Below are 23,220 nucleotides of genomic sequence, written 5' to 3' on the forward strand. Positions count from 1 at the left end.
TCAGCCGTACACCGGGTACTTCTTGCACTGTGCCGTGACGCTTGCACGCACCTTGGCGATCACCGCCTCGTCGCCCGGTGCATCCAGCACGTCACAGATCCAGTTCGTCAGCTCGACGCAATCCGCTTCCAGATAACCACGGGTGGTGACGGCCGGCGTACCTACACGCAGACCGGAGGTGACGAAGGGTTTGCGCGGATCGTTCGGCACCGCGTTCTTGTTGACCGTGATATGCGCCTTGCCCAACGCCTCTTCCGCGTCCTTGCCGGTGACATCCTTGCCGATCATGTCGACCAGCATCAGGTGATTCTCGGTACCGCCGGAGACGATCTTGTAGCCGCGTTCGATGAAGGTCTTGGCCATCGCCTTGGCGTTCTTCACCACCTGGGTCTGGTAAGACTTGAACTCGGGCTCGAGTGCTTCCTTGAACGCCACCGCCTTGGCGGCGATCACGTGCATCAGCGGGCCGCCCTGGATGCCGGGGAACACGATCGACTGCAGCTTCTTCTCGATCTCTTCACCTGCGTCCTTCGCGACGATGATGCCGCCACGCGGACCGCGCAGGGTCTTGTGGGTGGTCGAGGTGACTACATGCGCATGCGGCAGCGGGCTCGGGTACACGCCGGCGGCGATCAGGCCGGCGACATGCGCCATGTCGACGAAGAACAGCGCGCCGACCGAATCGGCGATCTGGCGCATGCGCGCCCAGTCCACCACCTGCGAGTAGGCGCTGAAGCCGCCGACCAGCATCTTCGGTTGGTGCTCGGTAGCAAGGCGCTGCACCTCGTCATAATCGATCCGGCCTTCGGCATCGACGCCGTACTGCACTGCGTTGAACAGCTTGCCGGAGATGTTGACCTTGGCGCCATGGGTGAGATGGCCGCCATGCGCGAGGCTCATGCCAAGGATCGTGTCGCCCGGATTGAGCAGCGCGAAGTACACCGCCTGGTTCGCCTGCGAACCCGAATGCGGCTGCACGTTCGCGTAAGTGGCGCCGAACAGCTGCTTCAGGCGCTCGATCGCCAGCTTCTCGGCAATATCGACGTACTCGCAGCCACCGTAGTAGCGCTTGCCCGGATAACCCTCGGCGTACTTGTTGGTGAGCTTGGAACCCTGCGCTTCCATCACGCGCGGGCTGGCGTAGTTTTCCGAAGCAATCAGTTCGACGTGGTCTTCCTGGCGCTGACCTTCATCGGCGATGGCCTTGGCCAGTTCATCGTCATAGCCGGCGATTGTGTCGGTCTTCGGGAACATTCGAGCCTCGTGGGAATGATGGGATAAGTAGCGGACAGGGGTGAGACTTGAAAGTGTAACGGTCAGGGGTGTTTGCGACCACCGGCGGGACTTGCAGCGTCGATTTCGTACAATGTACCGTACATCGTACGCAATGATCTCCAGGAGAGTAATCGCATGACGTTCGCTCGCTCCCGGCTCGCCTGCGCATGGTGCTGGCTTGCCCTAACGCTCTTTCTTGCCCCGACGATGCTTCTGGCCCAAACCGTCACCGGTGTGGGTTTCCACCACATCACCATCAACGACCCGGTGAACGGCGGCACGATGCCGGGCTGGGTGTTCTATCCGACGACACATGTGCCGGGCGAGACCACGATCGGCCCCTACCACGTCGCAGCGACCATCGATGCGCCGGCGATTCCCGGCGCGAAACCGCTGGTGGTGATTTCACACGGCAGCGGCGGCTCGAATCTCGGTCACCGCGAACTGGCGACCTACCTGGCGAGCCATGGTTTCATGGTCGCCACGCTCGAACATCCCAAAGACAACTTCCACGATGTGAGTGGTCTGGGATACGCGCCGGTGCTGGTTGGTCGACCGATTCAAGTCAAAGCCACCATCACCACGTTGCTCAACGACCCTCATTGGAAACCTCTGATCGATGCAAATCGCATTGGTGTAGCCGGCTTCTCGGCGGGCGGATACACGAGCTTGATGATCATCGGCGCCGTACCGCAGTTTCGCCGCTTCATCGGCTACTGCAATCGCTATCCGAATGATCAGGGCGTCTGTCATGACGCCAAGCGACTGGCCGATGAAGCGCAAAGTCATGGTCAGACGCTCGAACAAATGATGGATGGCGTCGAAAAACAACTTACGCACTGGGGCAATACCGCTGATCCGCGCGTGAAAGCTGCCTTCGCGATGGCGCCACTTGGCCTGATCTTCGACGAAGCCGGTCTCGCAAAAATCGATCGCCCCGTTTTTCTTTACTACGGCCAGAACGATCATGTGTTGATACCGAAGGAAAACGCCGAATACATTCGCCCGCTGATGAAAACGCTGGTTGACGTGAAGATGGTTCCGCTTGCCGATCACTGGGTGTTCCTCGATCCCTGCTCGCCCGAACTCGCCAAAGATTCGAAAGACATTTGCAGCGATCCACCGGGCGTCGATCGCGTGAAAGTGCATCAACAGATTGAAGCAGATGCCCTGACCTTCTTCCGCAAGACACTCGACGTACAAAACCCGTAATTCGAGAACCACGTGCCCAAAGCGCTTAGCGAAAGCGAAACCGAAACCTTCCGCGCACGCATTTGCAGCGCTGCGGCAAAGCTTTTCGTCGAAGAAGGCCCAGCGGCGGTCACCATGCGCCGTCTGGCCACCGAACTGGGATGCGGCACGATGACGCTCTATCGCTACTACGACAGCAAGGAAGAAATCGTCACCGCAGTACGCACGCGCGGCATGCATCAGATGGCGGAAACACTGGAAAACGCACTGGATACGCCGGATGATGGCCGCACGCGCAGTCGTCGTGTACGCGATGCCTACATCGACTTTGCGCGCCGCGACACCGCAACCTACCGATTGTTGTTCGAATTCCCCGAAACCAACCGCGACGATCCTGCCTATCGCGAAGCTCAAGCACGCATGTGGCAATGCATCTCAGCGGATACCAAAGTGATGATCGACGAAGGCACCATTGAAGCGAAGGCGCCGATTCTCGGTCATCAGATATGGGCCGCACTTCATGGCGCAGTCATGCTCGAGGTCGCCGGGCTGCTGCCCGAAGGTTTTGATGCGGCATCGCTGCACACACGCACGTTCTCGGCGCTTATGGAATCGGCGCATCCATCCCGCAAGAAGGACGCCTGATCATCGCCACAGCGAGAAGCATTACTTATCTTCTCTCGCTGCAGCGTGACCGTTTCTACGCACGGCCACAGCACTCACCATCACGTAGCTGATGATCATCAGCAGCAACCACGCACCCAGTTTTGACAACGGGACCATGCTCCATGCATGACGTTGTGCCGGATAGCGCCACGCAGCAGTAAACGTGCCGATGTTCTCCGCGAACCAGATGAAGGTCGCCACAAGTACGAAGCCAAGCAGCAATGGCATCCGTCGATGCACCTGACGGACTCGAAAATAAACCCACGTTCGGCCAAAAAGCACGGCCACGCCCGCGAACAGAAATAGTCGAGCGTCCGGCAGAAAATGATGCGTGAAAAAATTGACGTAAATGGCGATCGCCAACCACACCATCGCTGCAAACGGCGGATGATGCGTAAATCGAAAATCAAACAGCCGCCAGGCGCGGGCGATATAGCTGCCAATCGATGCGTACATGAAGCCGCTGAACAGCGGCACGCCGCCCAGACGCAACAGCGAAGCCTCCGGATAGCTCCACGATCCCATCGCGGTCTTGAACAGCTCCATCAGCGTGCCGACCACGTGGAACAGCAGGATCACCTTCGCCTCCTCAAGGCTTTCCAGCCGCAATGCGAGCAGGCCCAGCTGAATCGCGATGGCAGCCAGCGTGAGAAAGTCGAAGCGGGCCAGCGGCGCCGACACCGGGTACCAGCGCCACGTGGCCAGCAGCAGGGCCACCATCATCCCGCCGAACAGGCAGGCTGAGGCCTGCTTCACGCCGAAACAGACCAGCTCATGCATGCCTACGGCCCAGCGCCCGTGCGCCCGCAACTGCCACGCGATGCGTTGATCCAGCCCGATGAGCCGACGCATCAGCCCCGTTGCCGGCCATGTCACTGGCTTCGCTCTCATCGTTCATCCCCAATACGCCGCTGCGCTCTGCAGGTTGCCCGCCTGTTCTGACGTCATGCCTGCCGGAAGATGACCTGGCGCGGGCATCCGCGGCGAAATACCAATTGGGGTCTGGCCGGATGTGATCTGGTCTCCGTCATACAGCGGGTGCACCATGCGCCCTTAGCCTTTCGCGCAGGTCACCCCGATGAAACAGCGCATTCTTGGCCGCCATGGCCTTCCGGTTTCCGCCCTCGGCCTTGGCTGCATGGGCATGTCGGACATGTACGGTGCCACCGAACGCAGCGAGAGCCTCGCCACCGTGCACGCAGCGTTGGACGACGGCATCAGCCTGCTCGACACCGGCGATTTCTACGGCATGGGTCACAACGAGATGCTGCTGGGCGAGGCGTTGGCCGGACGGCCTCGCGACAGCTACCAACTCAGCGTGAAATTCGGTGCGCAACGTGGCCCGGACGGCGCCTGGCTGGGCTATGACGCACGTCCGGCAGCGCTGAAGACCGCGCTGGCCTATTCGCTGAAACACCTGCGCACCGACTACATCGACGTGTATCGCCCGGCCCGACTGGACCCGAACGTGCCGATCGAGGACACCGTGGGTGCGATCGGCGAGCTGATCCAGGCCGGCTACGTGCACCAGCTCGGCCTGTCCGAAGTGAGTGCCTCAACGATCCGCCGCGCGCATGCCGTGGTGCCGGTGGCCGATCTGCAGATCGAGTATTCGCTGATCTCACGCGGCATCGAACCGGCCATCCTGCCGGCCTGCCGCGAGCTGGGCATCGGCGTCACCGCCTATGGCGTGCTGGCGCGCGGCCTGATCAGCGGGCACTGGAGCAAGGATCGCAGCAGTGGCGGACACGATTTTCGCGTCCATTCACCGCGCTTCAAGGGCGAGAACCTGGACCACAACCTCGCTCTGGTCGAGCTGCTGCGTGGGCTGGCCGAGGCGCGCGGAGTCAGCGTGGCCCAGCTGGCGATCGCCTGGGTGCTGGCCCGCGGCGAGGACATCGTGCCGCTGGTCGGCGCCCGCACCCGAACCCGGCTGGCCGAGGCACTGGGTGCGCTGGACATCGGCCTGAGCGCGGACGACCTCGCCGCGATCGAGCAGGCTGTGCCGCCCGGCGCCGCCGCCGGCGAACGCTACAACAGCCAGGGCATGGCGTCGCTGGACAGCGAACGCGGCTGATTGGCTGGCTTGAGCCACCCCGGCGTCATCGAAGCCGCACCACAAGCCGCTATAATGCGCGGTTTGACGCATTCCCTTTGCGGTGCCGGCCTCGTTGGAGGCAGGCGCAGCGCACGCCTCCGGAGGCTCCATGCAGTACATCTACACCATGAACGGGGTCAGCAAGATCGTCCCCCCGAAGCGCCAGATCATCAAGGACATCTCGCTGTCCTTCTTCCCGGGCGCGAAGATCGGCCTGCTCGGCCTGAACGGCTCGGGCAAATCCACGGTGCTGAAGATCATGGCCGGCGTGGATACCGACTTCCAGGGTGAGGCGCGGCCGCAGCCGGGCATCAAGGTCGGCTACCTGGCGCAGGAGCCGCAGCTGGATCCGGAGAAGACCGTGCGCGAAGCGGTCGAGGAAGGCGTCTCCGTCATCCTCGACGCGCAGAAGCGCCTCGACGAGGTCTACGCCGCCTACGCCGAGGAAGGCGCCGATTTCGACAAGCTGGCCAAAGAGCAGCAGGAGCTGGAAAACCTGCTCGCCGCGAACGACGCCCACGCGCTGGAGCGCCAGCTGGAAGTGGCCGCCGATGCGCTGCGGCTGCCGCCATGGGACGCCAAGATCGGCCCGTTGTCCGGTGGTGAGAAGCGCCGCGTGGCGCTGTGCCGCCTGCTGCTGTCCAAGCCGGACATGCTGCTGCTCGACGAGCCGACCAACCATCTGGACGCCGAGTCGGTGGACTGGCTGGAGCAGTTCCTGCAGGACTACCCCGGTACCGTGGTGGCGGTGACGCATGACCGCTACTTCCTCGAACACGCCGCCGAGTGGATTCTCGAACTCGATCGCGGCCGCGGCATTCCGTGGAAGGGCAACTACACCGACTGGCTGGAACAGAAGAGCGAGCGCCTCGCCCGCGAGGAGGCCTCCGAGAAGGGTCGCCAGAAAGCGCTGGCGCGCGAACTGGAGTGGGTGCGTTCGGCTGCCAAGGGCCGTCAGTCCAAGGGCAAGGCGCGCATCAACCGCTTCGAGGAACTGAACTCGGTCGAGTACCAGAAGCGCAACGAAACGAACGAGCTCTACATCCCGCCGGGGGAGCGCCTGGGCCAGGAAGTGATCGAGTTCAAGAACGTGAGCAAATCGTTCGGCGATCGCCTGCTGATCGACGACCTCAGCTTCAAGGTGCCACCAGGCGCGATCATCGGCGTGATGGGTCCGAACGGTGCCGGTAAATCGACGCTGTTCAAACTGATCACCGGCAAGGAAGCACCGGACAAGGGCGAAGTGAAACTCGGCCACACCGTGCAGCTCGCCTATGTGGACCAGTCGCGCGACTCGCTCGATCCGAACAAGAACGTCTGGCAGGAAGTGTCCGATGGCGCCGACATCATCACCATCGGCAAGTACGAGCTGCAGTCACGCGCGTACATCGGCCGCTTCAACTTCAAGGGCGTGGACCAGCAGAAGATGGTCGGTACGCTGTCCGGTGGTGAGCGCGGCCGCCTGCACCTGGCCAAGACCCTGATGCAGGGCGGCAACGTACTGCTGCTCGACGAGCCGTCCAACGATCTGGACGTCGAGACGCTGCGTGCGCTGGAAGACGCGATGCTCGAATTCCCCGGCTGCGCGATGGTGATCTCGCATGACCGCTGGTTCCTCGACCGCATCGCCACCCACATCATCGCGTTCGAAGGCGACTCGCACGTCGAGTTCTTCCCCGGCAACTACAACGAGTACGAGGCCGACAAGAAGCGCCGCCTCGGCGATGAAGGCGCGCGGCCGCATCGGGTGAAGTACAAGAAGCTGGCGTAAACGCAACAAGACAACGTCATTCCGGCCCAGGCCGGAATGACAGCAAAGACTACCGGAGACCACGATGAGTTTCATGCAGTCACTGCAAGCAGTCTGGCAGCGCAACAACTCGCTGGTCTGCGTCGGCCTTGATCCGGAACCGTCGAAGTTTCCCGTCCATCTGCGCAACAGCCCGGATGCGGTATTCGAGTTCTGCAGCGCCATCGTCGATGCCACCGCCGACATGGTTTGCTCGTACAAACCGCAGATCGCCCACTTCGCCGCCTTGCGTGCCGAAGATGCGCTGGAACGGTTGATTGCGCATATCCACCAGAAGCATCCAGGCGTACCGGTGATCCTCGACGCCAAGCGCGGCGACATCGGCAGCACCGCGCAGCATTACGTCAGCGAAGCGTTCGACCGCTATGGTGCGGATGCGGTGACGCTGAACCCGTATCTCGGCCGCGACTCGGTGCAGCCGTTCCTCGATCGTGCCGACAAGGGCGTGATCCTGCTTTGCCACACCTCCAACCCCGGCGCCGCCGATCTGCAGGATCTCGATGTGGGTGGCATGCCGCTGTACCAGCATGTGGCGCAGATGATCGCGCGCGACTGGAACAGCCACGGCAACTGCGCCCTGGTTACCGGCGCTACCTGGCCGGAGCAGCTCGGTGAAGTGCGTGTCCTGGTCGGCGAGATGCCGTTGCTGGTACCCGGCATCGGCGCACAGGGCGGCGATGTCGAGGCCGTGGTTCGCCATGGCCGTACCCGAAACGGCGAAGGCCTGCTGATCAGCTCGTCACGGGCGATCCTCTATGCCGGCAATGGCGAGGATTTCGCGAACGCTGCGCGCAGCGCCACACAGGAATTGCGCGACACGATCAATCGCTACCGGCACACCTGAATACGTAGCGTATCAATCCACGCAAGGCAACGATTATCCCGTCGCGGTCTTGGCCGCCTGCAACATCTTTACCTTCAGGTCCAGCGCATCGGCTGCATCCAGCAGTGCGCGCGCAAAGCTGCGCACCTCGGCCGGCCGCAGGGCATACCAGTTCCCGGTCTTGCTGGTTTCAGGCACTTTGCGACCCGCACGTGAAACGCAATGCGGGCGGAAAATCACCATGCCAGTGAGCGATTCCGAGCTGATGTCCGCCGAGACAATCTGCATGTGTACTTCATCTTCTTTCATCACTGGACTTCTCCCGGCGGATATCCGCCTGTGTGCAGCTTACGCCCTGGAGAGTTCAGCCGTTGTTGCGCGTATCTGCATTGTCTGCAAATTGGCGTGGGCGATGTACTCAAGGAACCGGGCAGATGGCCGTCGCGTCCATGCGTGCCGGCCTTGTCAGCCGCCTGCGCAACCAGCGCTCGCACGGCACCGATAGCCAGTGTTCCACCGCTGCACCCAGCAGCCAGCACAGTGGCAGCGCCAGCAGATACCACAGGAAGCCCCACCGGACATCCGCGCCGCTGAACTTGAACAGCCGCACCGCCGCAAACACCACGAACATGTGGCTGAGATAGATCTCGTAGCTCAGGCGCCCCCACGAACGCAGCCAACCCAGTCCGCGCGTGGGCTGCCAACTGCCGCGCGACTGCCGTTGCTGACTGGCCAGCAGCAGGCACAGTGTCGACCCGGTCAGCACCAGCAGATAACCGTCGCGCAGCAAGTGCCATATCGCGGCACCGTCCAGCATCACTGCCACCAGGCCCAGCGCACCGAGCCATCCCAGCAGGCTGACCGTGCGACGCGGCGGCGCTTGCCAACGCGACGCCAGCAACGCGCCGAGCACGCCCATGGCGATCGCCGCCATGCCGGGCAGATAGGCTTTCTCCTGCCAGATCTCGTTGTCGCTCAAGGCAGCGTGGGTCCACGGCATCGACAATGCGAGCAGTCCCAGCATCGGTGCCAGTACCAGGCGGCGTCGCGTAAGCAGGCACACCAGTGGAAAGCCGAGGTAGAACACCTCCTCGATCGACAACGACCACAGCACATCCCAATTGCCCGGCAGATAACCGGTCTTCCCTTCGTACCAGTTCAGATGCAGGCCGAGTGCGGCGATGATCGCGCGTGGCAGCGACTGCCCGGCGCGGGTGATCGTGTAGTCCGGTACCGCAAGCAGATGCAGCACGCTCAACACGGCCACCAACACCAGCAGACATGGCACGATGCGGGCGAAACGCCGCGCGTAGAACGTGCGCATGTCGATCCGTTCCAGACTGCCCCAGCGGCGCAGTGCGTTGCCTGCAATCAGGAATCCCGAAATCACGAAGAACACGAACACGGCTTCATAGCCGTTGTAGTTCAGCCGGCTCAGCAACCATGTTGGCAACACGTCAGCCAGCGCGGTTTTCTTCAGCGGAATGCGCAGACCGATGTGGTTGAACACCACCAGCACGATCGCCAGTCCGCGCAACAGGTCGATGCCGGGGTTGCGGACGCTGGCATCAGGGCAAACACCCACCCGAATCGGTTCCGCTGGCAGCATGGCTGGGTGCACTCATCCCGAAAGAGCTGCATCATCCGCGAGTGCTTGATGGGCGGCAACCAACGCCACCGATCAGTTCACCACGTCGACCCCATGCCAGAACGCCACGCTGTCCTTGATCTGCATGGCCGCCTCCGAAGGAGTTGCGTAGTACCACGCCGCGTTGACGTTGACCTCACCGCCGACAACCACGTCCATGTAGCTGGCCGTGCCTTTCCACGGACAGATGGTGTGATGATCGCTGTCGCGGAAATATTCGCGCTTGAGCGAATCGGCGGGAAAGTAGTGATTGCCCTCGACCACGACGGTATCGTCGCTCTCGGCCAGCACCACATCTCTCCATATCGCGCGCATCAGTCGTCTCCAATGTCCTGCCCGGGAAACAGCACGTCGGTGTAGCCGAACTTGCTGAAGTCGGTGATCCGCGTGGGATACAGCCGGCCGATCAGATGATCGCATTCGTGCTGCACCACGCGCGCATGAAAGCCCTCGGCGGTACGCTCGATGCGCTGACCTTGCGGGTCGATGCCTTCATAGCGAATCAGCGAGTATCGACTCACCGCGCCGCGCAGACCGGGTACGGACAGGCAGCCTTCCCAGCCCTCTTCCATATCCTGCGACAGCGGCGTGATCACCGGATTGAGCAGGATCGTGCGCGGCACCGCCGGCGCATCGGGATAACGTTCGTTGCTGTCGAAGCCGAAGATCACCAGCTGCAGGTCGACGCCGATCTGCGGTGCAGCGAGGCCGACACCATCGGCCGCATGCATGGTGTCGAACATGTCGGCGATCAGCGCGTCCAGTTCCACGCTGCCCAGCATCGCATCGGGGACCGGCGGGGCAATGCGCAGCAGGCGCGGATCGCCCATTTTCAGGATGTCGCGAATCATGGGAACCTCACCATCAGATAGCGTCCATCTACTGATTGTGGCTTTCTCAGCGTGAATACAAGCCTGCGTGTGTGTTTTCATCATTCCGGCTTGGCCGGAATGATGAAAACAGCAACAGCCAGGCACTCAGCCGCCGAACACTTTCTTCAGCAAATCGCTGCTGCGCGCGGCGGGGTTGTGGCGAATCGACTGCTCCTCTTCACCGATCATGGTGAACAGGCCATCCAGCGTCTTGCCGGTCACGTAGTTGTCCAGGTCGATCGGGCTGCCGCCGTTGCTCGACTTGTGCCCGCCGCCGAGCGCACCAAGCGCACTGCCGAGGCCGCCACCGCCACTGCCGGCAGTGAATTCCTTGTACTTCTCGGTGCAACCGACGCTGGCCGTGGCCTTGGCCACGATCGGATGAATGCGCGCGGTCAGCGCATCACCGGCCACGCGGCGGAAGAAGTCGGTGGCCGCATGATCGCCGCCGGTGAGGATGCTGCGTGCGTCGCTCACGGTCATCTTGCGGATCGCGTCACCGAAGATGTCTGCCACCTGCGGTACGGCCTGCTCCGCTGCGCGGTTCAGGCTCAGCTCGAATGCGTCCACCCTGGCGCCCTGACCCATCTTGCGCGCGAGGTTGCCCGCCTGCTCAAGCTTTCCCGGCAACGGAATGCGCACCTTGGCGTTCTTCCAGAAACCGTCGCTGCGCCCGAGACTGTTGATCGCATTGGTGGTGCCCTTGGCCAACGCCTCCTTGAGGCCGGAAGCGATGTCGCTGTTTGGCAGACCACTGCCAAGCTGCGACGAGCTGGATGTCGACTGCTTGGCCTTGTTCAACAGATCCTTGAATTGACCGGATCCGGCGGCACTGACCGGCAAGGTGGCTACGACGAGAACGAAACCGAGCAGACCGTAGCGTACCGTGATGCGCATACCGAACTCCTTGTACTCGACAGGGAAGCCAGTGTACCCCGGCACCCAATCCACAAATTGGCAGCCCGCGGCATGGCTGTTCGAGCCTTGGCCGATGTCTGCCGAACCGTGTTGGCATTGACCACCACGACGGACGGGGCGACCCTTGGGCATCAGCCCAAGAAGAAGCCACTGATGCACTCTGCCATCCCCAAGCCGAGCCCGGCCAGCAAGATCCTGTGGGTCGCCATCGCCACCGTCGGCGCGTTCTGTCTGGGCGTGGTCGCGTTGCGCCGCGGCGAACCTATCAATGCGATCTGGCTGGTCGCCGCCTCGATCGCGATCTTCGTGATCGGCTATCGCTACTACGGCAAGTTCATCGAGCACTCGGTGCTGAAGCTGGACCCTACCCGCGCACCGCCCTCGGTGCTGCGCAACGACGGTCTCGACTACGTGCCCACCGACAAGTGGGTGGTGTTCGGCCACCACTTCGCCGCGATTGCCGGTGCCGGTCCGCTGGTCGGGCCGGTGCTGGCCGCACAGATGGGTTACCTGCCCGGCACGCTGTGGATATTGTTCGGCGTGGTGTTCGCCGGCGCAGTGCAGGACTTCATGATCCTGGGACTGTCGCTGCGCCGCGACGGCCGCTCGCTCGGCCACATGCTGCGCGAAGAACTGGGACCGGTCGCCGGCGTCGTGGCGATGTTCGGCGTGCTGGTGCTGATGATGATCGTGCTGGCGGTGCTGGCGCTGGTGGTGGTCAAGGCGCTCACACACAGCCCATGGGGCACCTTCACCGTGGCTGCCACGATCCCGATCGCGCTGCTGATGGGCGTCTATCTGCGCTGGTTCCACCCGGGCAAGATTCTGGAAGTGTCGATCATCGGCCTGGTTCTGCTATTAGCCTCGATCTGGTTCGGCAGGACCGTGGCCGATTCGGCCGCGCTGGCACCCCTGTTCGATTTCGACGCGAAAGCGCTGGCGTGGTTGCTGATCGCCTACGGCTTCTGCGCCTCGGTATTGCCGGTGTGGCTGCTGCTGGCACCACGCGACTACCTGTCCACCTTCCTCAAGATCGGCACCATCGCGCTGCTCGCGCTGGCGATCTTTTTGGCTGCGCCGACGCTGCAGATGCCGGCGGTGACGAAGTTCATCGATGGCACCGGTCCGGTATTCCAGGGCAACCTGTTCCCGTTCCTGTTCATCACCATCGCCTGCGGTGCGGTATCCGGCTGGCATTCGATCATCGCCTCCGGCACCACCCCCAAGCTGCTCGCCAACGAGGGCCAGGCACGACTGGTCGGCTATGGCGGCATGCTGATGGAAGCGTTCGTGGCGATCATGGCGCTGATCGCCGCCGCCTCGCTGCACCCTGGTGTGTACTTCGCGATGAATTCGCCGGCCGCAGTCGTCGGCAGCACCGTGCAGGATGCCGCCACCACGATCAGCCAGTGGGGCTTCGTGGTGACCCCGGACGAGTTGCTGCAGACCGCGAAGAATATCGGCGAATCCAGCATCCTCGGCCGCGCCGGCGGCGCCCCGACCCTGGCCGTGGGCATGGCGCAGCTACTGCACAACATCATCCCCGGCAGCGGCATGATGGCGTTCTGGTACCACTACGCCATCTTGTTCGAGGCGCTGTTCATCCTCACCACGGTCGATGCCGGCACCCGCGTCGGCCGCTTCATGATCCAGGAGATCGCAGGGCTGATTCACAAGCCGCTGCAGGCCACCGAATCGTGGACCGGCAACCTGCTCGCCACCGCGATCTGCGTGGGCCTGTGGGGCTATTTTCTCTATCAAGGTGCAGTCGATCCGCTGGGCGGCATCAACACGCTGTGGCCACTGTTCGGCATCGCCAACCAGATGCTCGCCGCGATCGCCTTGATGCTGGCCACCGTGGTGGTGGTGAAGCTGAAACGCGAGCGCTATGTGCTGGTGCCGGGGATCCCGGCGATCTGGCTGATCGTGTGTACGCTCACCGCCGGCTGGGAGAAGCTCAGCGGCCCGATCAGCTTCACTGCTGCCGCGCAGAAATACGCGCAGGCGATGCAGAACGGCAAACTGCTGGCGCCGGCCAAGACGCCGGCCGCGATGCAGCAGATCGTCACCAACAACTACGTCGACATGGCACTTACCGGCCTGTTCATGCTGCTGATCGCGGCGATGCTCGGCTTCTCGCTGCGCGCATTGATCCGCGCATGGCAAACCAATCACCCGACCGCGCACGAAGAACCGTACGTGGCGCTGAGCAGCGTCAGCAGCTGAGGAGGCCGTCATGAACAGGTCGATGCAGGCGCTTGAATCGGGTTGGAGGTGGGCGGTGCAAACCGCCCGCCTCTGCTGCGGCGTGCCCGACTACGATGCCTACGTAAGGCATCTGCATGAGCATCATCCCGAAAGAGATGTGCCCAGCTACAAGGAGTTCTTCCGCGAGCGGCAGGTGGCGCGCTACAAGGGTACCGGCGGGCGGTGTTGCTGAAAGCGGCACGCGACCGTCGTCCCGGCGAAAACCGAGATCCGCGTTGCTGTGGTGAAGGGATAAGGGATGGCGCGTTGCGCTGTTGATGGTGCGATTCCGGCCTTCGCCGGAATGACGACTAGGGGATACAAGGCACCTCCATCGTGATGTCTTTTCTTCAAATCGTCGCGACTGAAGGAAACACAGTCACGGCAACGGCATGCCTGCGCGCCAGTTTGCGAGTTGCAAGCCAACCAGCAGCGCGACCACCGCTTGACGTGCTTGCGCGCCATGCGTGGGCAGCACCAGCACATCACCGTCATGCGCCCAGGCAAGCAGGCCGCGTACGGCGTCGAGTTCGTCGAGGCATTCGATCAGCGCATTCGCCGGTGTTCCCTGGTGTAGCAGCTCATCACGCAGGATGTGGGCAACCTCGCCTGACACGCGGCCACGCATGAAGCCTTCGATATCCTTCAGCACCACGCGCTGCGGGTCAAAGCTGGCGGCGACCGCTGCAAGTTCGCGAATATCCGCGTCCTCGCGATTGCCAGCCTGGCCCAGCACCAGACCTAGGTGCCCGTTGTTCAGTGATTTTGTCGCCACCTGCAGCAGGCCGCGCAACCCTTCCGGGTTGTGCGCGTAGTCGACGAACACCTGCAGCGCACCGAACTGCCAGTGCTGTAACCGACCGGGGTTGTCCGCATGCGTTTCGCCAAAGCGTGCCAGCACACTGGCGATGGTATCGGCCGGAATGCCCAGCGCCATGGCGCCCAACGCAGCCGCGGCGATATTCGCGATGTTGTAGATGGCGCTGCCGGCGAAGCTCAACGGCATCTGCATGACAGCTCCGAGATCGTGATCGGCACCCTGATGGAACAGGCGCAGACGACCTTCGCGCATGCCGCAGGTACTGCGACCCTGTTCGCGTTGCGCGCGCAGCAGCGGATGCGCATCATCGAGCGCAAACCAGGCCAGCGGCACGGACAAGCCATCGGCCTGCCTGACCAGCACGGCATCATCGGCATTCAGCACCAGCAAGCCATCGCTGCCGAGCACACGGGCGACGGCGAGCTTGACCATGGCCAGGCCATCCAGATCGTGGATGCCGTACTCGCCGAAATGGTCGTCGCTGACATTGGTGACTACTGCGACATTTGCACGCTGCACGGCAATGCCACGGCGCAACATGCCGCCGCGAGCGGTTTCCAGTACGGCTGCTTCGACCTGCGGATGCCGCAGGACCACGCGTGCACCGGCGGGACCGGAGAAATCGCCCGCGCCGATGGCGTGACCGTCGACAAACACACCATCGGTGCAACTGTGTCCGGCATGCCAGCCATGTGCACGCGCCATCGCAGCGAGCAGGCGCACGGTAGTGGTCTTGCCGTTGGAGCCGGTCACCAGCGCCACCGGAATATCGTGCAGCACTGCCCAGGGCACCGCTTCGATCGCCGGCAGCTGTGTCAGTGGCCAGCAGCAGGCACCGGTGCCTTCGCCGATCGAGAACACATCGTCGTCAATCAGGACGGTGAGCCCACGCGCCTCGGCAGCCTGCACCAGGGCGCGCAGCCCGGGCCGGCGTTCGGCATCGGCAAATGCGCGCAACGTATGCAGCGCGGAGTCTTCATCCCATGCTGCGGGATGACCCGGCGCATGCATGCCTGCATCCACGGATGCATCGGCGAGCGTCGCCAGCCATGCCCATTCATTCACTTCGGTGGCGCTGAACAGCTGATCGATCGGCGCTCCGATAGCCAAGGCCGCTCCACCGATGTGACGGCGTACCACAATCGCCGCATCAGCCCAGCCCAACGCGTGCCGTGCAAACTCTACACGGGCACGCCAGCCGGCCAGCAAGGCATCGTCCGGCATGACGATCACGGTCTCCAGGACCGCACCGGCACCATCGAAGTACAGGTTGGAACCAGTGAGGCGGCGCGAATCGTCAAACGGCAAGACAGGGGGCAGGATGCTCAATCGTCACTCTCGCGGGAGAAACGCACACCGCGTTCGTCGCGCACTACGTCGCCTAGATCCGCAAAGCTGGCCTCATCGAAGGAAGCCTCGGTCACTGGCGGCGTGATCGGCGTCGCACCGGGTTCCGCACGCAGCTCAGCCGCACCTTCGGGACGGAACTTGATGATCTGCTTCCACGAACGCACCAGCGCATCGGCGAACACCAGCAGCAGGTCGCCGGCGCGGCCCATGCCCAAGGCGGCATCGATCGCCTTCTGCTCGTCCGGGATGATCGAGATTGCATCGTCCGTCACGCCGGCCGCACGCAGCGCGCGCGCCAGGATACCCGGCACCTCGTCGCCGTCACGGCCGCGCAGCGCATCGTCACGACGGCAGATGTAGTGGTCGAAGCGACCCGCCACCGCGTTGGCGATGGCTACCAGATCCTCGTCGCGACGATCGCCGGGACCGGCCAGCACCACGATGCGGCGGCCGGTCACGTCGAGACGTCCGGCCAGATCGGCCATCACCGCCACCGCGTGCGCGTTATGGCCGTAGTCGAACAGCACCTTGAACGGATGCTCGCTGTACACGTTCATGCGCCCCGGCGCCTGGAAGAACGTGGTGTCGAACGTGCGCAGGCCCTGACGGATCGCGTCCAGCTTGATGCCGAGCGAGAACGCCATCGAGGCAGCGACCATCGCGTTCTGCACGTTGTGCAGCGCGCGCCCTTCCAGCGTGGCCGGGATCAGGTGCGTCCACAGCAACGGGATATGGCTGCCCTTGTCGTACAGCGTGATCATCGCGCCGTTGACGCCAGCCTCGAGCGCACAGGCACGGCCGCCCGCACGCACATGCTCGCGCACCAGCGCGTGCGACGGATTCATGGTGACGTAGCAGATCACCTTGGCGTCGGTGTAGCCGGACATCTTCAGCACCAGCGGATCGTCGGCATTCAGCACCGCACAATCGGTGGCCACCTCGATCACGATGCGCTTGACCTCGGCGAGCTGCTCCAGCGTGTCGATGCCCTTCAGGCCGAGATGATCGGACTGCACGTTGAGCACGGCACCGACGTTGACCTTGGTCACGCCCATGCCGGCACGCAGCAGGCCGCCGCGCGCGGTCTCCAGCACGGCGATATCGATCTGCGGATCGGACAGCACCATGCGCGCCGACACCGGCCCGGTCATGTCGCCCTCGACCGTGCGCTGGCCGTCGATGTAGACGCCGTCGGTGGTGGTCAGCCCCGGCGTATAGCCGGCCATCTTGGTGATGTGCGCCAGCATGCGCGCGGTGGTGGTCTTGCCATTGGTGCCGGTGAGTGCCGCGATCGGCACCCGCGCCGGCGAGCCGGGCGGAAACAGCATGTCGATCACCGGGCCGGCCGCATCGCGCGGCGTGCCCTCGCTCGGACTCACGTGCATGCGGAAGCCCGGCGCAGCGTTGACCTCGCAGATGCCGCCACCGATGCTCTTGTAACTCTCGGCGATATTGGTCGACAGGAAATCCACGCCGCCCACATCCAGCCCGATCGCGCGGATCGCGCGCACCGCCATGTCGCGGTTGTCCGGATGGATGATGTCGGTGACGTCGGTGGCGGTACCGCCAGTGGAGAGGTTCGCGGTGGAACGCAGATAGACGATCTCGTCCGCCTTCGGCACCGACGCAGCGGTGTAGCCGACGCGCTCCATCATCATGGTCGCCTGCGCATCGAGCTCGATCCGGGTCAGCACCTTCTCATGGCCGACGCCGCGGCGCGGATCGGCGTTCACGACCTCGACCAGCTGCGCAATCGTGCTGTTGCCGTCGCCGATCACATGACCCGGCGTACGTCGTGTCGCCGCTACGAGTTCGCCGTTGACCACCAACAGCCGGTGATCGTCGCCGCTGAGGAAGTTCTCGACGATCACCGAGCGCGAGTGCTCGCGCGCGGCCTTGAAACCTTCGATGACTTCCTCATCGGTCATCAGGTGGATCGAGATGCCGCGACCATGGTTGCCGTTGAACGGCTTGGTCACTACCGGCACACCTAATCGGCGTGCCGCACGTAGTGCACCCTCCTCGCTCTGCACCAGTTCCTGCTTGGGTACCGGCAGCCCGAGCGAGGCGAGGATCTTGTTGGTTTCTTCCTTGTCGCTGGCCAGCTCCACCGCGATGTGCGGCGTGCGCCCGGTCACCGTGGCCTGGATGCGCTGCTGGTATTTGCCGTGACCCAGCTGCACCAGCGACTGCTCGTTGAGGCGCAGCCACGGAATGTCGCGTTCCTCCGCCGCGCGCACCAGTGACGCTGTGGACGGTCCCAGCGCGCGACGCTGCGCATAGCGGATGAACTCGTCGCGTGCAGCCGGCCATTCCCAGCCTTCCGGCACGCTGCCACGCACCTGAAGTTCCACGGGCAGCAACGAGGACAGCAGGCGCAGGGCCAGCTCACCGGCGGCGACACCCTCCTCCTTCTGCACGTATTCGTAGACCACCGAATAGACGCCCGGCTTGTCGATGCTGCGCGTCTTGCCGAAGGTGACATCTTCGCCGGCGACATTCTGCAGTTCGATCGCCACGTGTTCGAGTACATGGCCGAGCCAGGTACCGTCGCCTTCGCGCATGCGGCGGATGAAGCCTCCGGGTTCGCGATACGAGCAGCCGTGTTCGGCCAGTCCCGGCAGTGCAGCGATCAACCCATCGACAAAGACTGGTCCCAACCGTCCGGTCGGCCATTGCTCCAGTTCACCCAGATCCAGCTCGAGCCGGATCACCGGGAAATGCGCATACAACGACGGGCCGACAAAAACGGAACGTTCCAGGATACGCATGATCGGATCTCCCCAAGCCCGCAGGCTGGTCAACTGGCACGTAGGTTTATTTCGTCATTCGCTTGGCTCTTGCGCGGCGAACGAGATGCAGCATGGCGCGGGTTCCTGCAGACTTTCAATGACGTATTCAGTGCGTGCCCTTGTTGACCGCCAGCGTGCCCGACGAGGCACGCCGCGTGTGCAGGTTGAACGTCGCTCCCGCGATCAGGATGTGGATCTTCAAGCCGAGCAGGCAGACCGGCTGATTCTCGTCGGCGCGATCCATCGAGGAGAACTGCATCTCGCCCGCATCGACGACGGTGACCGCACCACTGCCCTCGACCTCGAGCGTGTTGTCCGGGCGGATGAACGCCGCGGTGTCCTCGTCGAGACCGATGCCGATCGCGAACGGGTTGTAGGCAAGCGCGGCGAGCAGACGGCCAAGCCGATCGCGCTGGCGGAAATGCTGGTCGATCACGAAGCGGTTGGTCAGGCCCAGCCCCGGTGCGAGGCGCACGCTGCCGGCGGTCGGCGACGAGCCTTCCTTGCCGAACGCGATCATGTGCTCGCTGAGAATGCTGGCGCCCGCGCTGGTGCCGCCGACATGGACGCCCTGCGCATTGCGCGTGCGGATCAGCTGCGCGATCGGCGTGCCGCCGATCAGGGTCGAGATGCGCAGCTGGTTGCCGCCGGTGAAGAAGATGCCGCTGGCCTGTTCGATGCGCTGCATGCGGTTGCGCTCGCTGGTATCGCGACGCGTGTCGAAATCGAGCGCGGTGACCCGGCCCGCGCCAAGCTCGGAAAATATCTGTTCGTAGCGCGCACCGGTGTCGGGCAACTGGCTCGCGGTCGGAATCACCACGATATCCGCGGCATCACCGCCGCACAGAGCAACGAAACGCTCCAGGATGCGCGCATCGTTCTCCTTCTGCTCGGCACCGCCGATCGGAACGATCCAACCGCGCTGTTCGCCCTCACGGACCTTGCTTGGACACATGCAACCTTCACCCTGTTTCGGTTCGACTGACACTATCTTAGCTGTTGAGGGGCCAGAAGCCCGCCAAAACTGACCGGGCAGCCGCGTCAGCCCGGATGCTCGAACATGCCATGCCGTTCGACCCGGCCGCCACGCAGGTGCACCACACCGCTGGCGATCACGTCATGGGCCGCGCCCTCGGCATCCAGCACCACCAGGTCCGCATCGGCACCGACCCGGATCTGACCCTTGGCCGCCAACCGCAACAACCGCGCCGGATTGCTGGTGAACGCGGGCAGCGCACGCTCCAGCGGCACGCCACGCTGCAGCACCTCATTCAGGGTTTGCAGCAGCGCACCGGACTCGCCCACGCCCATGCGGCAGACGTGACCTTCGTGATCGAACACCGGCAGGCAGCCGCCAGCGTCCGAGCTGATCGTGATGCGTTCGGCAGGGGCGGCACTGTCCAGGAAACGGATCAAGCCATCGGCCGCGCTCCAGGCATCCTCGCCCTCCTCCACCGGAAACGCGGTGAGGTCGATCGTGCTGCCGCGTGCGGCCAGCTCCAGCGCCTCGTCGAACAGCGCCTTGCGGCGGTTCACGTGGGTGGGGTGGAACACGCGCGGCGGCAGTTCGCTCTGCTCCAGCGCGCGACGCACCAGGTCCAGTCCACGCGGACCATCGCCCAGATGCAGGTGCAGCACACCGGCCTTGCCCGTCATCAACCCGGCGACATGCGCGTCGGCAGCCAGTCGCAGCAGCTCGTCCAGTGTTGGCTGGCTGGAGCGATGATCGCTGATTGCCACTTCGCCGATGCCGATCAGCGCCTCGATCAGCACCAGGTCGCCACGCACGCTGCCGGTCAAGGTACGCGGGGGTACGTGATAGCCACCAGTGAAGGCCAGCGCGCTCAGCCCTTCTTCGCGCAATGCATAGACCGTGGCCAGCAGGTCGCGCGGGCCACGCGCCACATCGTCCGTGCCGAGCAGGCCGATCACCGTGGTGATGCCCGCGCGAGTGAAGCGCGACACGCCGAGCGGCGGCACGCGCGTGCGGAAACCCGCCTCGCCACCACCACCGGTCACGTGCACATGGGCATCGATCAGCCCGGGGATCAGCCGGCGCCCCTCAAGGTCGATGGTCTCCACCGCCAGCGTGGCCGGCAGCTCGGACAGCGTCGCTCCCATCCACAGGATGCGTCCGCCACCCAGCAGCAGATGCTGCTGCCCCAGCGGCTCGGGCGCATGGACCTGCGCGTTGCGTAACAGCATGAGATTCATCGGTGCAGCGTGCCGATCACCCGTGATGTCGTCAAGCAGGATCGGGGCTGGGGACTTGTGGCAGGTATCCGCGACTGCGCGCCACAAGCACGCCGACTCGACCAATCACGCCGAGACCGCCACAATGATCAGTTAATCTCCCGAGTCCCCGCATGTCCGACACTCCGGCACTCCCTGCATGAAGCAAACCCCAAAGCACGAATCCCGGCACAGCGTCGGCCTGCGAGTGATCGCGATCTACGAGGTAGTCAAGACGGTTGGTCTGATCCTGGTGGCCATCGCGGCCTTTCATCTCAACCGCACACAGAACTTCGAACACCTGGTGCACTGGCTGGAGCATCTGTCCCTGGCCGACAGCAATGGCCTGCGCTGGAAGCTGGTCAACCTGCTGGAGGACATGGGTCCGAGCAAGTTCGTGGCAGTCGGCATCGTGGCGCTGGCCTATGCCGCGATCTTCGCCGTGGAAGGTATCGGCCTGTGGCTGCGCAAGCCATGGGCGGAATGGTTCACGGTGATCACCACCGGCTCGCTGATCCCGCTCGAGATCTACGAAACACTGCACCACTTCGGCTGGCTCAAGCTCGCCACCCTGGTGGGCAACGTGGTCATCATCATTTACCTGGTGCGTGTCGCGCTGCAGTCGCGCAAGCCTCATACCTCGTGATGCACCGCTTCGGCCGGTAGTTCATCAACGCGCCGCGGCATCAGTTCGACCAGGTACATCGCCGCCAGGATCAGGCCGCCGCCAACCAGCATGCGCCAGGTCAGGACATCGCTGCCCAGCAGCACCGCGAACGCGGCGGCAAACACCGGCTCGGTGGTCATCACGATCGCGGCACGTGCAGCCGGCAGATGCGACTGCGCCCAGGTCTGCATCAGCATCGCGCCGGCACCGGCCACCAACGCCATGTACAGCACGGCAAACCATGCGCTGCGATCAGGCGGCAGCGTCGGTCCATGTGGTGCGGTGGCAAGCAGGCAGACCGCCGCAATCGCTACCATCTGCACCGCCGACAGGCCGAACGCCTCGCCTTTGCGTGACCACTGGCCAAGGCCAACGATGTGCAGGCCGTACAGTGCGGCCGAGGCCAGCGTCAGCCATATGCCGGGATCGACCGAGACGCCATTGAGCGACAACAGCGCCAGCCCGGCAGTGGACAGCAGCACCGCCAGCCATACCACTCCAGCCATGCGCTGGCGCAACAGCAGCATCGCCAGGATCGGCGTGAACACCACATACATGCCGGTGGCGAAACCGCTGACGCTGGGCGCGATCAGGGACAGCCCCCAGGTCTGCAGCAGTTGCCCCGCACCGTAGACCATACCGAGCAACAGACCGCGCATGAGCTGCTTGCGACCAAGCTGCCACACTGGCCGAGCAAACAACGCCAGCATCACCAACGCCGCGATCGCAAAGCGCACAGCCAGGAAATCCGCCACCGGCATGCGTGCGACCACGTCCTTGATCAGCACGAAGGTCGAGCCCCACACCGCCGTCATCGCCAGCAGACCCAGGGTCGCCAGCGCCGCCAACCGTCGGGAGTTCGTCACCGACGCAGCAGCCGCCGCCACAACTGGCCCGGGATCTGTAGAAGGAAATGCCCCCAGATTCCGATCCACACCACGCCGGTCACCAGCGGGTTGCGCGCCGCCGGATCGTGCTTGCGGAACCAGCGCCACATGCCGAAGTGCTTGTGACGACTGACGAAGACCGGTCGGTGCCGGCTGGAACTGCCCTTGCCGTGTGCCACCCGGACATCCCCGGCCAACAGCACCTGGTAGCCCAGGTCACGCACGCGACGGCACAGGTCGAGGTCCTCGCAATGCAGGAAATAGTCTTCATCGAAACCACCGAGGCGCTGGAACATCGCGCGCGGCATCAGCATCACGGCGCCGGAGATCGCCTCGGCCTCGATGACTTCAGCGGGAATCTCCGCATCCATGTTGACGTGCTCGCCAGCACGTCCAAGCATGCTGTTGAGTGCCCGGTGCAGTAACGGATCACGTCGCCACGAGGCCGGATCGGGGCGACCGTCCGCATCGCATACCACCGCACCGATCACGCCCGCCTTCGGCTTGTTGGCCAGCACCGTCAACAGACGATGCAGGTCGCCTTCCTGCAGCTGACAATCGGGATTGAGCACCAGGAAAGCCTGTCCCTTCGCCTGTTTGGCAGCCAGGTTCACCGCCGGACCAAAACCGAGATTGCGATGGTTGTAGATCACCTTGAGTCGTGCGTCATGTGCGTAGGCACGTTCGATCGCCGCCGGCACGCCGTCGCGCGAGGCGTTGTCGACCAGGATCAGCTCCAGCGACAGATTGCTGGTCAGCAGCTGGCGCACGCATTCGCGCAGCATTGGGCCACTGTCGGCGGACACCACGATGACGCTGATCGCCAGCGAGAATGGCGAACGATGGTAGGCAGACGTATCCACCTCACAAGTATGCGCGGAGATGTCTCGCCATGAAACACTCCCGAGGGAAAATTTGCAAAAA

The 23,220-nt window shown here is 63.7% G+C and carries 21 protein-coding genes; 8 read left to right on the top strand and 13 right to left on the bottom strand.

Annotation, left to right across the window (positions count from 1 at the left end; all coding sequences use genetic code 11):
• Positions 1-1,254, bottom strand: coding sequence for a serine hydroxymethyltransferase (gene glyA, locus B0E51_RS18585; RefSeq protein WP_077446370.1), 1,254 nt, complete (start codon positions 1,252-1,254; stop codon positions 1-3).
• Positions 1,255-1,410: 156 nt separating this feature from the next.
• Here glyA and B0E51_RS18590 point away from each other — a divergent pair, with 156 nt between their 5' ends.
• Complete coding sequence (locus B0E51_RS18590) at positions 1,411-2,487, top strand: prolyl oligopeptidase family serine peptidase (protein ID WP_143526012.1); 1,077 nt, start codon at positions 1,411-1,413, stop codon at positions 2,485-2,487.
• A gap of 12 nt (positions 2,488-2,499) precedes the next feature.
• A complete protein-coding gene (locus B0E51_RS18595) occupies positions 2,500-3,111 on the top strand; it encodes a TetR/AcrR family transcriptional regulator (protein WP_077446372.1) in 612 nt (203 codons plus the stop codon).
• A gap of 21 nt (positions 3,112-3,132) precedes the next feature.
• Here B0E51_RS18595 and B0E51_RS18600 read toward each other — a convergent pair whose 3' ends face one another.
• Positions 3,133-3,984, bottom strand: a complete 852-nt coding sequence (locus tag B0E51_RS18600) for a DUF817 domain-containing protein (RefSeq protein WP_143526013.1) — start codon at positions 3,982-3,984, stop codon at positions 3,133-3,135.
• A 226-nt stretch (positions 3,985-4,210) separates the two neighbouring features.
• Between B0E51_RS18600 and B0E51_RS18605 the strand changes: the two genes are divergently transcribed.
• The 3 genes from B0E51_RS18605 (at position 4,211) to pyrF (ending at position 7,884) form a co-directional block, all read left to right on the top strand.
• A complete protein-coding gene (locus B0E51_RS18605; RefSeq protein ID WP_077446374.1) occupies positions 4,211-5,209 on the top strand; it encodes an aldo/keto reductase in 999 nt (332 codons plus the stop codon).
• 130 nt (positions 5,210-5,339) lie between these two features.
• Positions 5,340-7,001, top strand: coding sequence for an energy-dependent translational throttle protein EttA (gene ettA / locus B0E51_RS18610; protein ID WP_077446375.1), 1,662 nt, complete (start codon positions 5,340-5,342; stop codon positions 6,999-7,001).
• Between the two features lie 64 nt (positions 7,002-7,065).
• Complete coding sequence (gene pyrF, locus B0E51_RS18615; protein WP_077446376.1) at positions 7,066-7,884, top strand: orotidine-5'-phosphate decarboxylase; 819 nt, start codon at positions 7,066-7,068, stop codon at positions 7,882-7,884.
• 33 nt (positions 7,885-7,917) lie between these two features.
• On the opposite strand, the gene B0E51_RS18620 is transcribed toward pyrF, so the two are convergent.
• The 5 genes from B0E51_RS18620 to B0E51_RS18640 form a co-directional block, all read right to left on the bottom strand.
• Positions 7,918-8,151, bottom strand: a complete 234-nt coding sequence (locus B0E51_RS18620; RefSeq protein ID WP_077446377.1) for a hypothetical protein — start codon at positions 8,149-8,151, stop codon at positions 7,918-7,920.
• A gap of 130 nt (positions 8,152-8,281) precedes the next feature.
• Positions 8,282-9,472: an acyltransferase gene (locus B0E51_RS18625; RefSeq protein WP_077446378.1), complete on the bottom strand. Its 1,191-nt coding sequence runs from the start codon at positions 9,470-9,472 to the stop codon at positions 8,282-8,284.
• A 72-nt stretch (positions 9,473-9,544) separates the two neighbouring features.
• Positions 9,545-9,826 carry a DUF427 domain-containing protein gene (locus B0E51_RS18630; protein WP_077446379.1) on the bottom strand — a complete coding sequence of 94 codons (282 nt, stop codon included), beginning with the start codon at positions 9,824-9,826 and terminating at the stop codon, positions 9,545-9,547.
• The gene (gene def, locus B0E51_RS18635; protein WP_077446380.1) at positions 9,826-10,362 is read right to left on the bottom strand and encodes a peptide deformylase; all 537 of its coding nucleotides are present in this window, start codon (positions 10,360-10,362) and stop codon (positions 9,826-9,828) included. The genes B0E51_RS18630 and def overlap by 1 nt, the downstream gene beginning before the upstream one ends.
• Positions 10,363-10,488: 126 nt before the next feature.
• Complete coding sequence (locus B0E51_RS18640; protein WP_077446381.1) at positions 10,489-11,280, bottom strand: DUF4197 domain-containing protein; 792 nt, start codon at positions 11,278-11,280, stop codon at positions 10,489-10,491.
• Between the two features lie 174 nt (positions 11,281-11,454).
• Here B0E51_RS18640 and B0E51_RS18645 point away from each other — a divergent pair, with 174 nt between their 5' ends.
• On the top strand, positions 11,455-13,527 hold the full coding sequence (locus B0E51_RS18645; RefSeq protein WP_077446441.1) for a carbon starvation CstA family protein: 2,073 nt from the start codon (positions 11,455-11,457) through the stop codon (positions 13,525-13,527).
• A gap of 10 nt (positions 13,528-13,537) precedes the next feature.
• Positions 13,538-13,741 (top strand): YbdD/YjiX family protein, encoded by a 204-nt coding sequence (locus B0E51_RS18650; protein ID WP_077446382.1) that lies wholly within the window; start codon positions 13,538-13,540, stop codon positions 13,739-13,741.
• Positions 13,742-13,927: 186 nt separating this feature from the next.
• On the opposite strand, the gene B0E51_RS18655 is transcribed toward B0E51_RS18650, so the two are convergent.
• The 4 genes from B0E51_RS18655 to iadA form a co-directional block, all read right to left on the bottom strand.
• Positions 13,928-15,697 carry a Mur ligase family protein gene (locus B0E51_RS18655; RefSeq protein WP_254424576.1) on the bottom strand — a complete coding sequence of 590 codons (1,770 nt, stop codon included), beginning with the start codon at positions 15,695-15,697 and terminating at the stop codon, positions 13,928-13,930.
• A complete protein-coding gene (gene cphA, locus B0E51_RS18660; RefSeq protein WP_077446383.1) occupies positions 15,694-18,489 on the bottom strand; it encodes a cyanophycin synthetase in 2,796 nt (931 codons plus the stop codon). Before cphA ends, B0E51_RS18655 begins: the two co-directional genes overlap by 4 nt.
• Positions 18,490-18,616: 127 nt before the next feature.
• The gene (locus B0E51_RS18665; protein WP_077446384.1) at positions 18,617-19,465 is read right to left on the bottom strand and encodes a cyanophycinase; all 849 of its coding nucleotides are present in this window, start codon (positions 19,463-19,465) and stop codon (positions 18,617-18,619) included.
• Between the two features lie 86 nt (positions 19,466-19,551).
• Complete coding sequence (iadA, locus tag B0E51_RS18670; RefSeq protein WP_217333131.1) at positions 19,552-20,715, bottom strand: beta-aspartyl-peptidase; 1,164 nt, start codon at positions 20,713-20,715, stop codon at positions 19,552-19,554.
• Between the two features lie 187 nt (positions 20,716-20,902).
• On the opposite strand from iadA, the gene B0E51_RS18675 reads away from it, so the two are divergent.
• Positions 20,903-21,388: a DUF2127 domain-containing protein gene (locus B0E51_RS18675; RefSeq protein ID WP_077446385.1), complete on the top strand. Its 486-nt coding sequence runs from the start codon at positions 20,903-20,905 to the stop codon at positions 21,386-21,388.
• Here the strand turns inward: B0E51_RS18675 and B0E51_RS18680 are convergent.
• Together B0E51_RS18680 and B0E51_RS18685 are read right to left on the bottom strand one after the other, a co-directional pair.
• The gene (locus tag B0E51_RS18680) at positions 21,376-22,275 is read right to left on the bottom strand and encodes a DMT family transporter (RefSeq protein WP_256364111.1); all 900 of its coding nucleotides are present in this window, start codon (positions 22,273-22,275) and stop codon (positions 21,376-21,378) included. The two genes, B0E51_RS18675 and B0E51_RS18680, sit on opposite strands and share 13 nt — an antisense overlap.
• A complete protein-coding gene (locus tag B0E51_RS18685) occupies positions 22,272-23,159 on the bottom strand; it encodes a glycosyltransferase family 2 protein (protein ID WP_254424577.1) in 888 nt (295 codons plus the stop codon). Before B0E51_RS18685 ends, B0E51_RS18680 begins: the two co-directional genes overlap by 4 nt.
• Positions 23,160-23,220: the final 61 nt, after the last annotated feature.

Origin of the sequence: Rhodanobacter sp. C05, from assembly GCF_002001165.1 — a bacterium.
Classification (GTDB): domain Bacteria; phylum Pseudomonadota; class Gammaproteobacteria; order Xanthomonadales; family Rhodanobacteraceae; genus Rhodanobacter.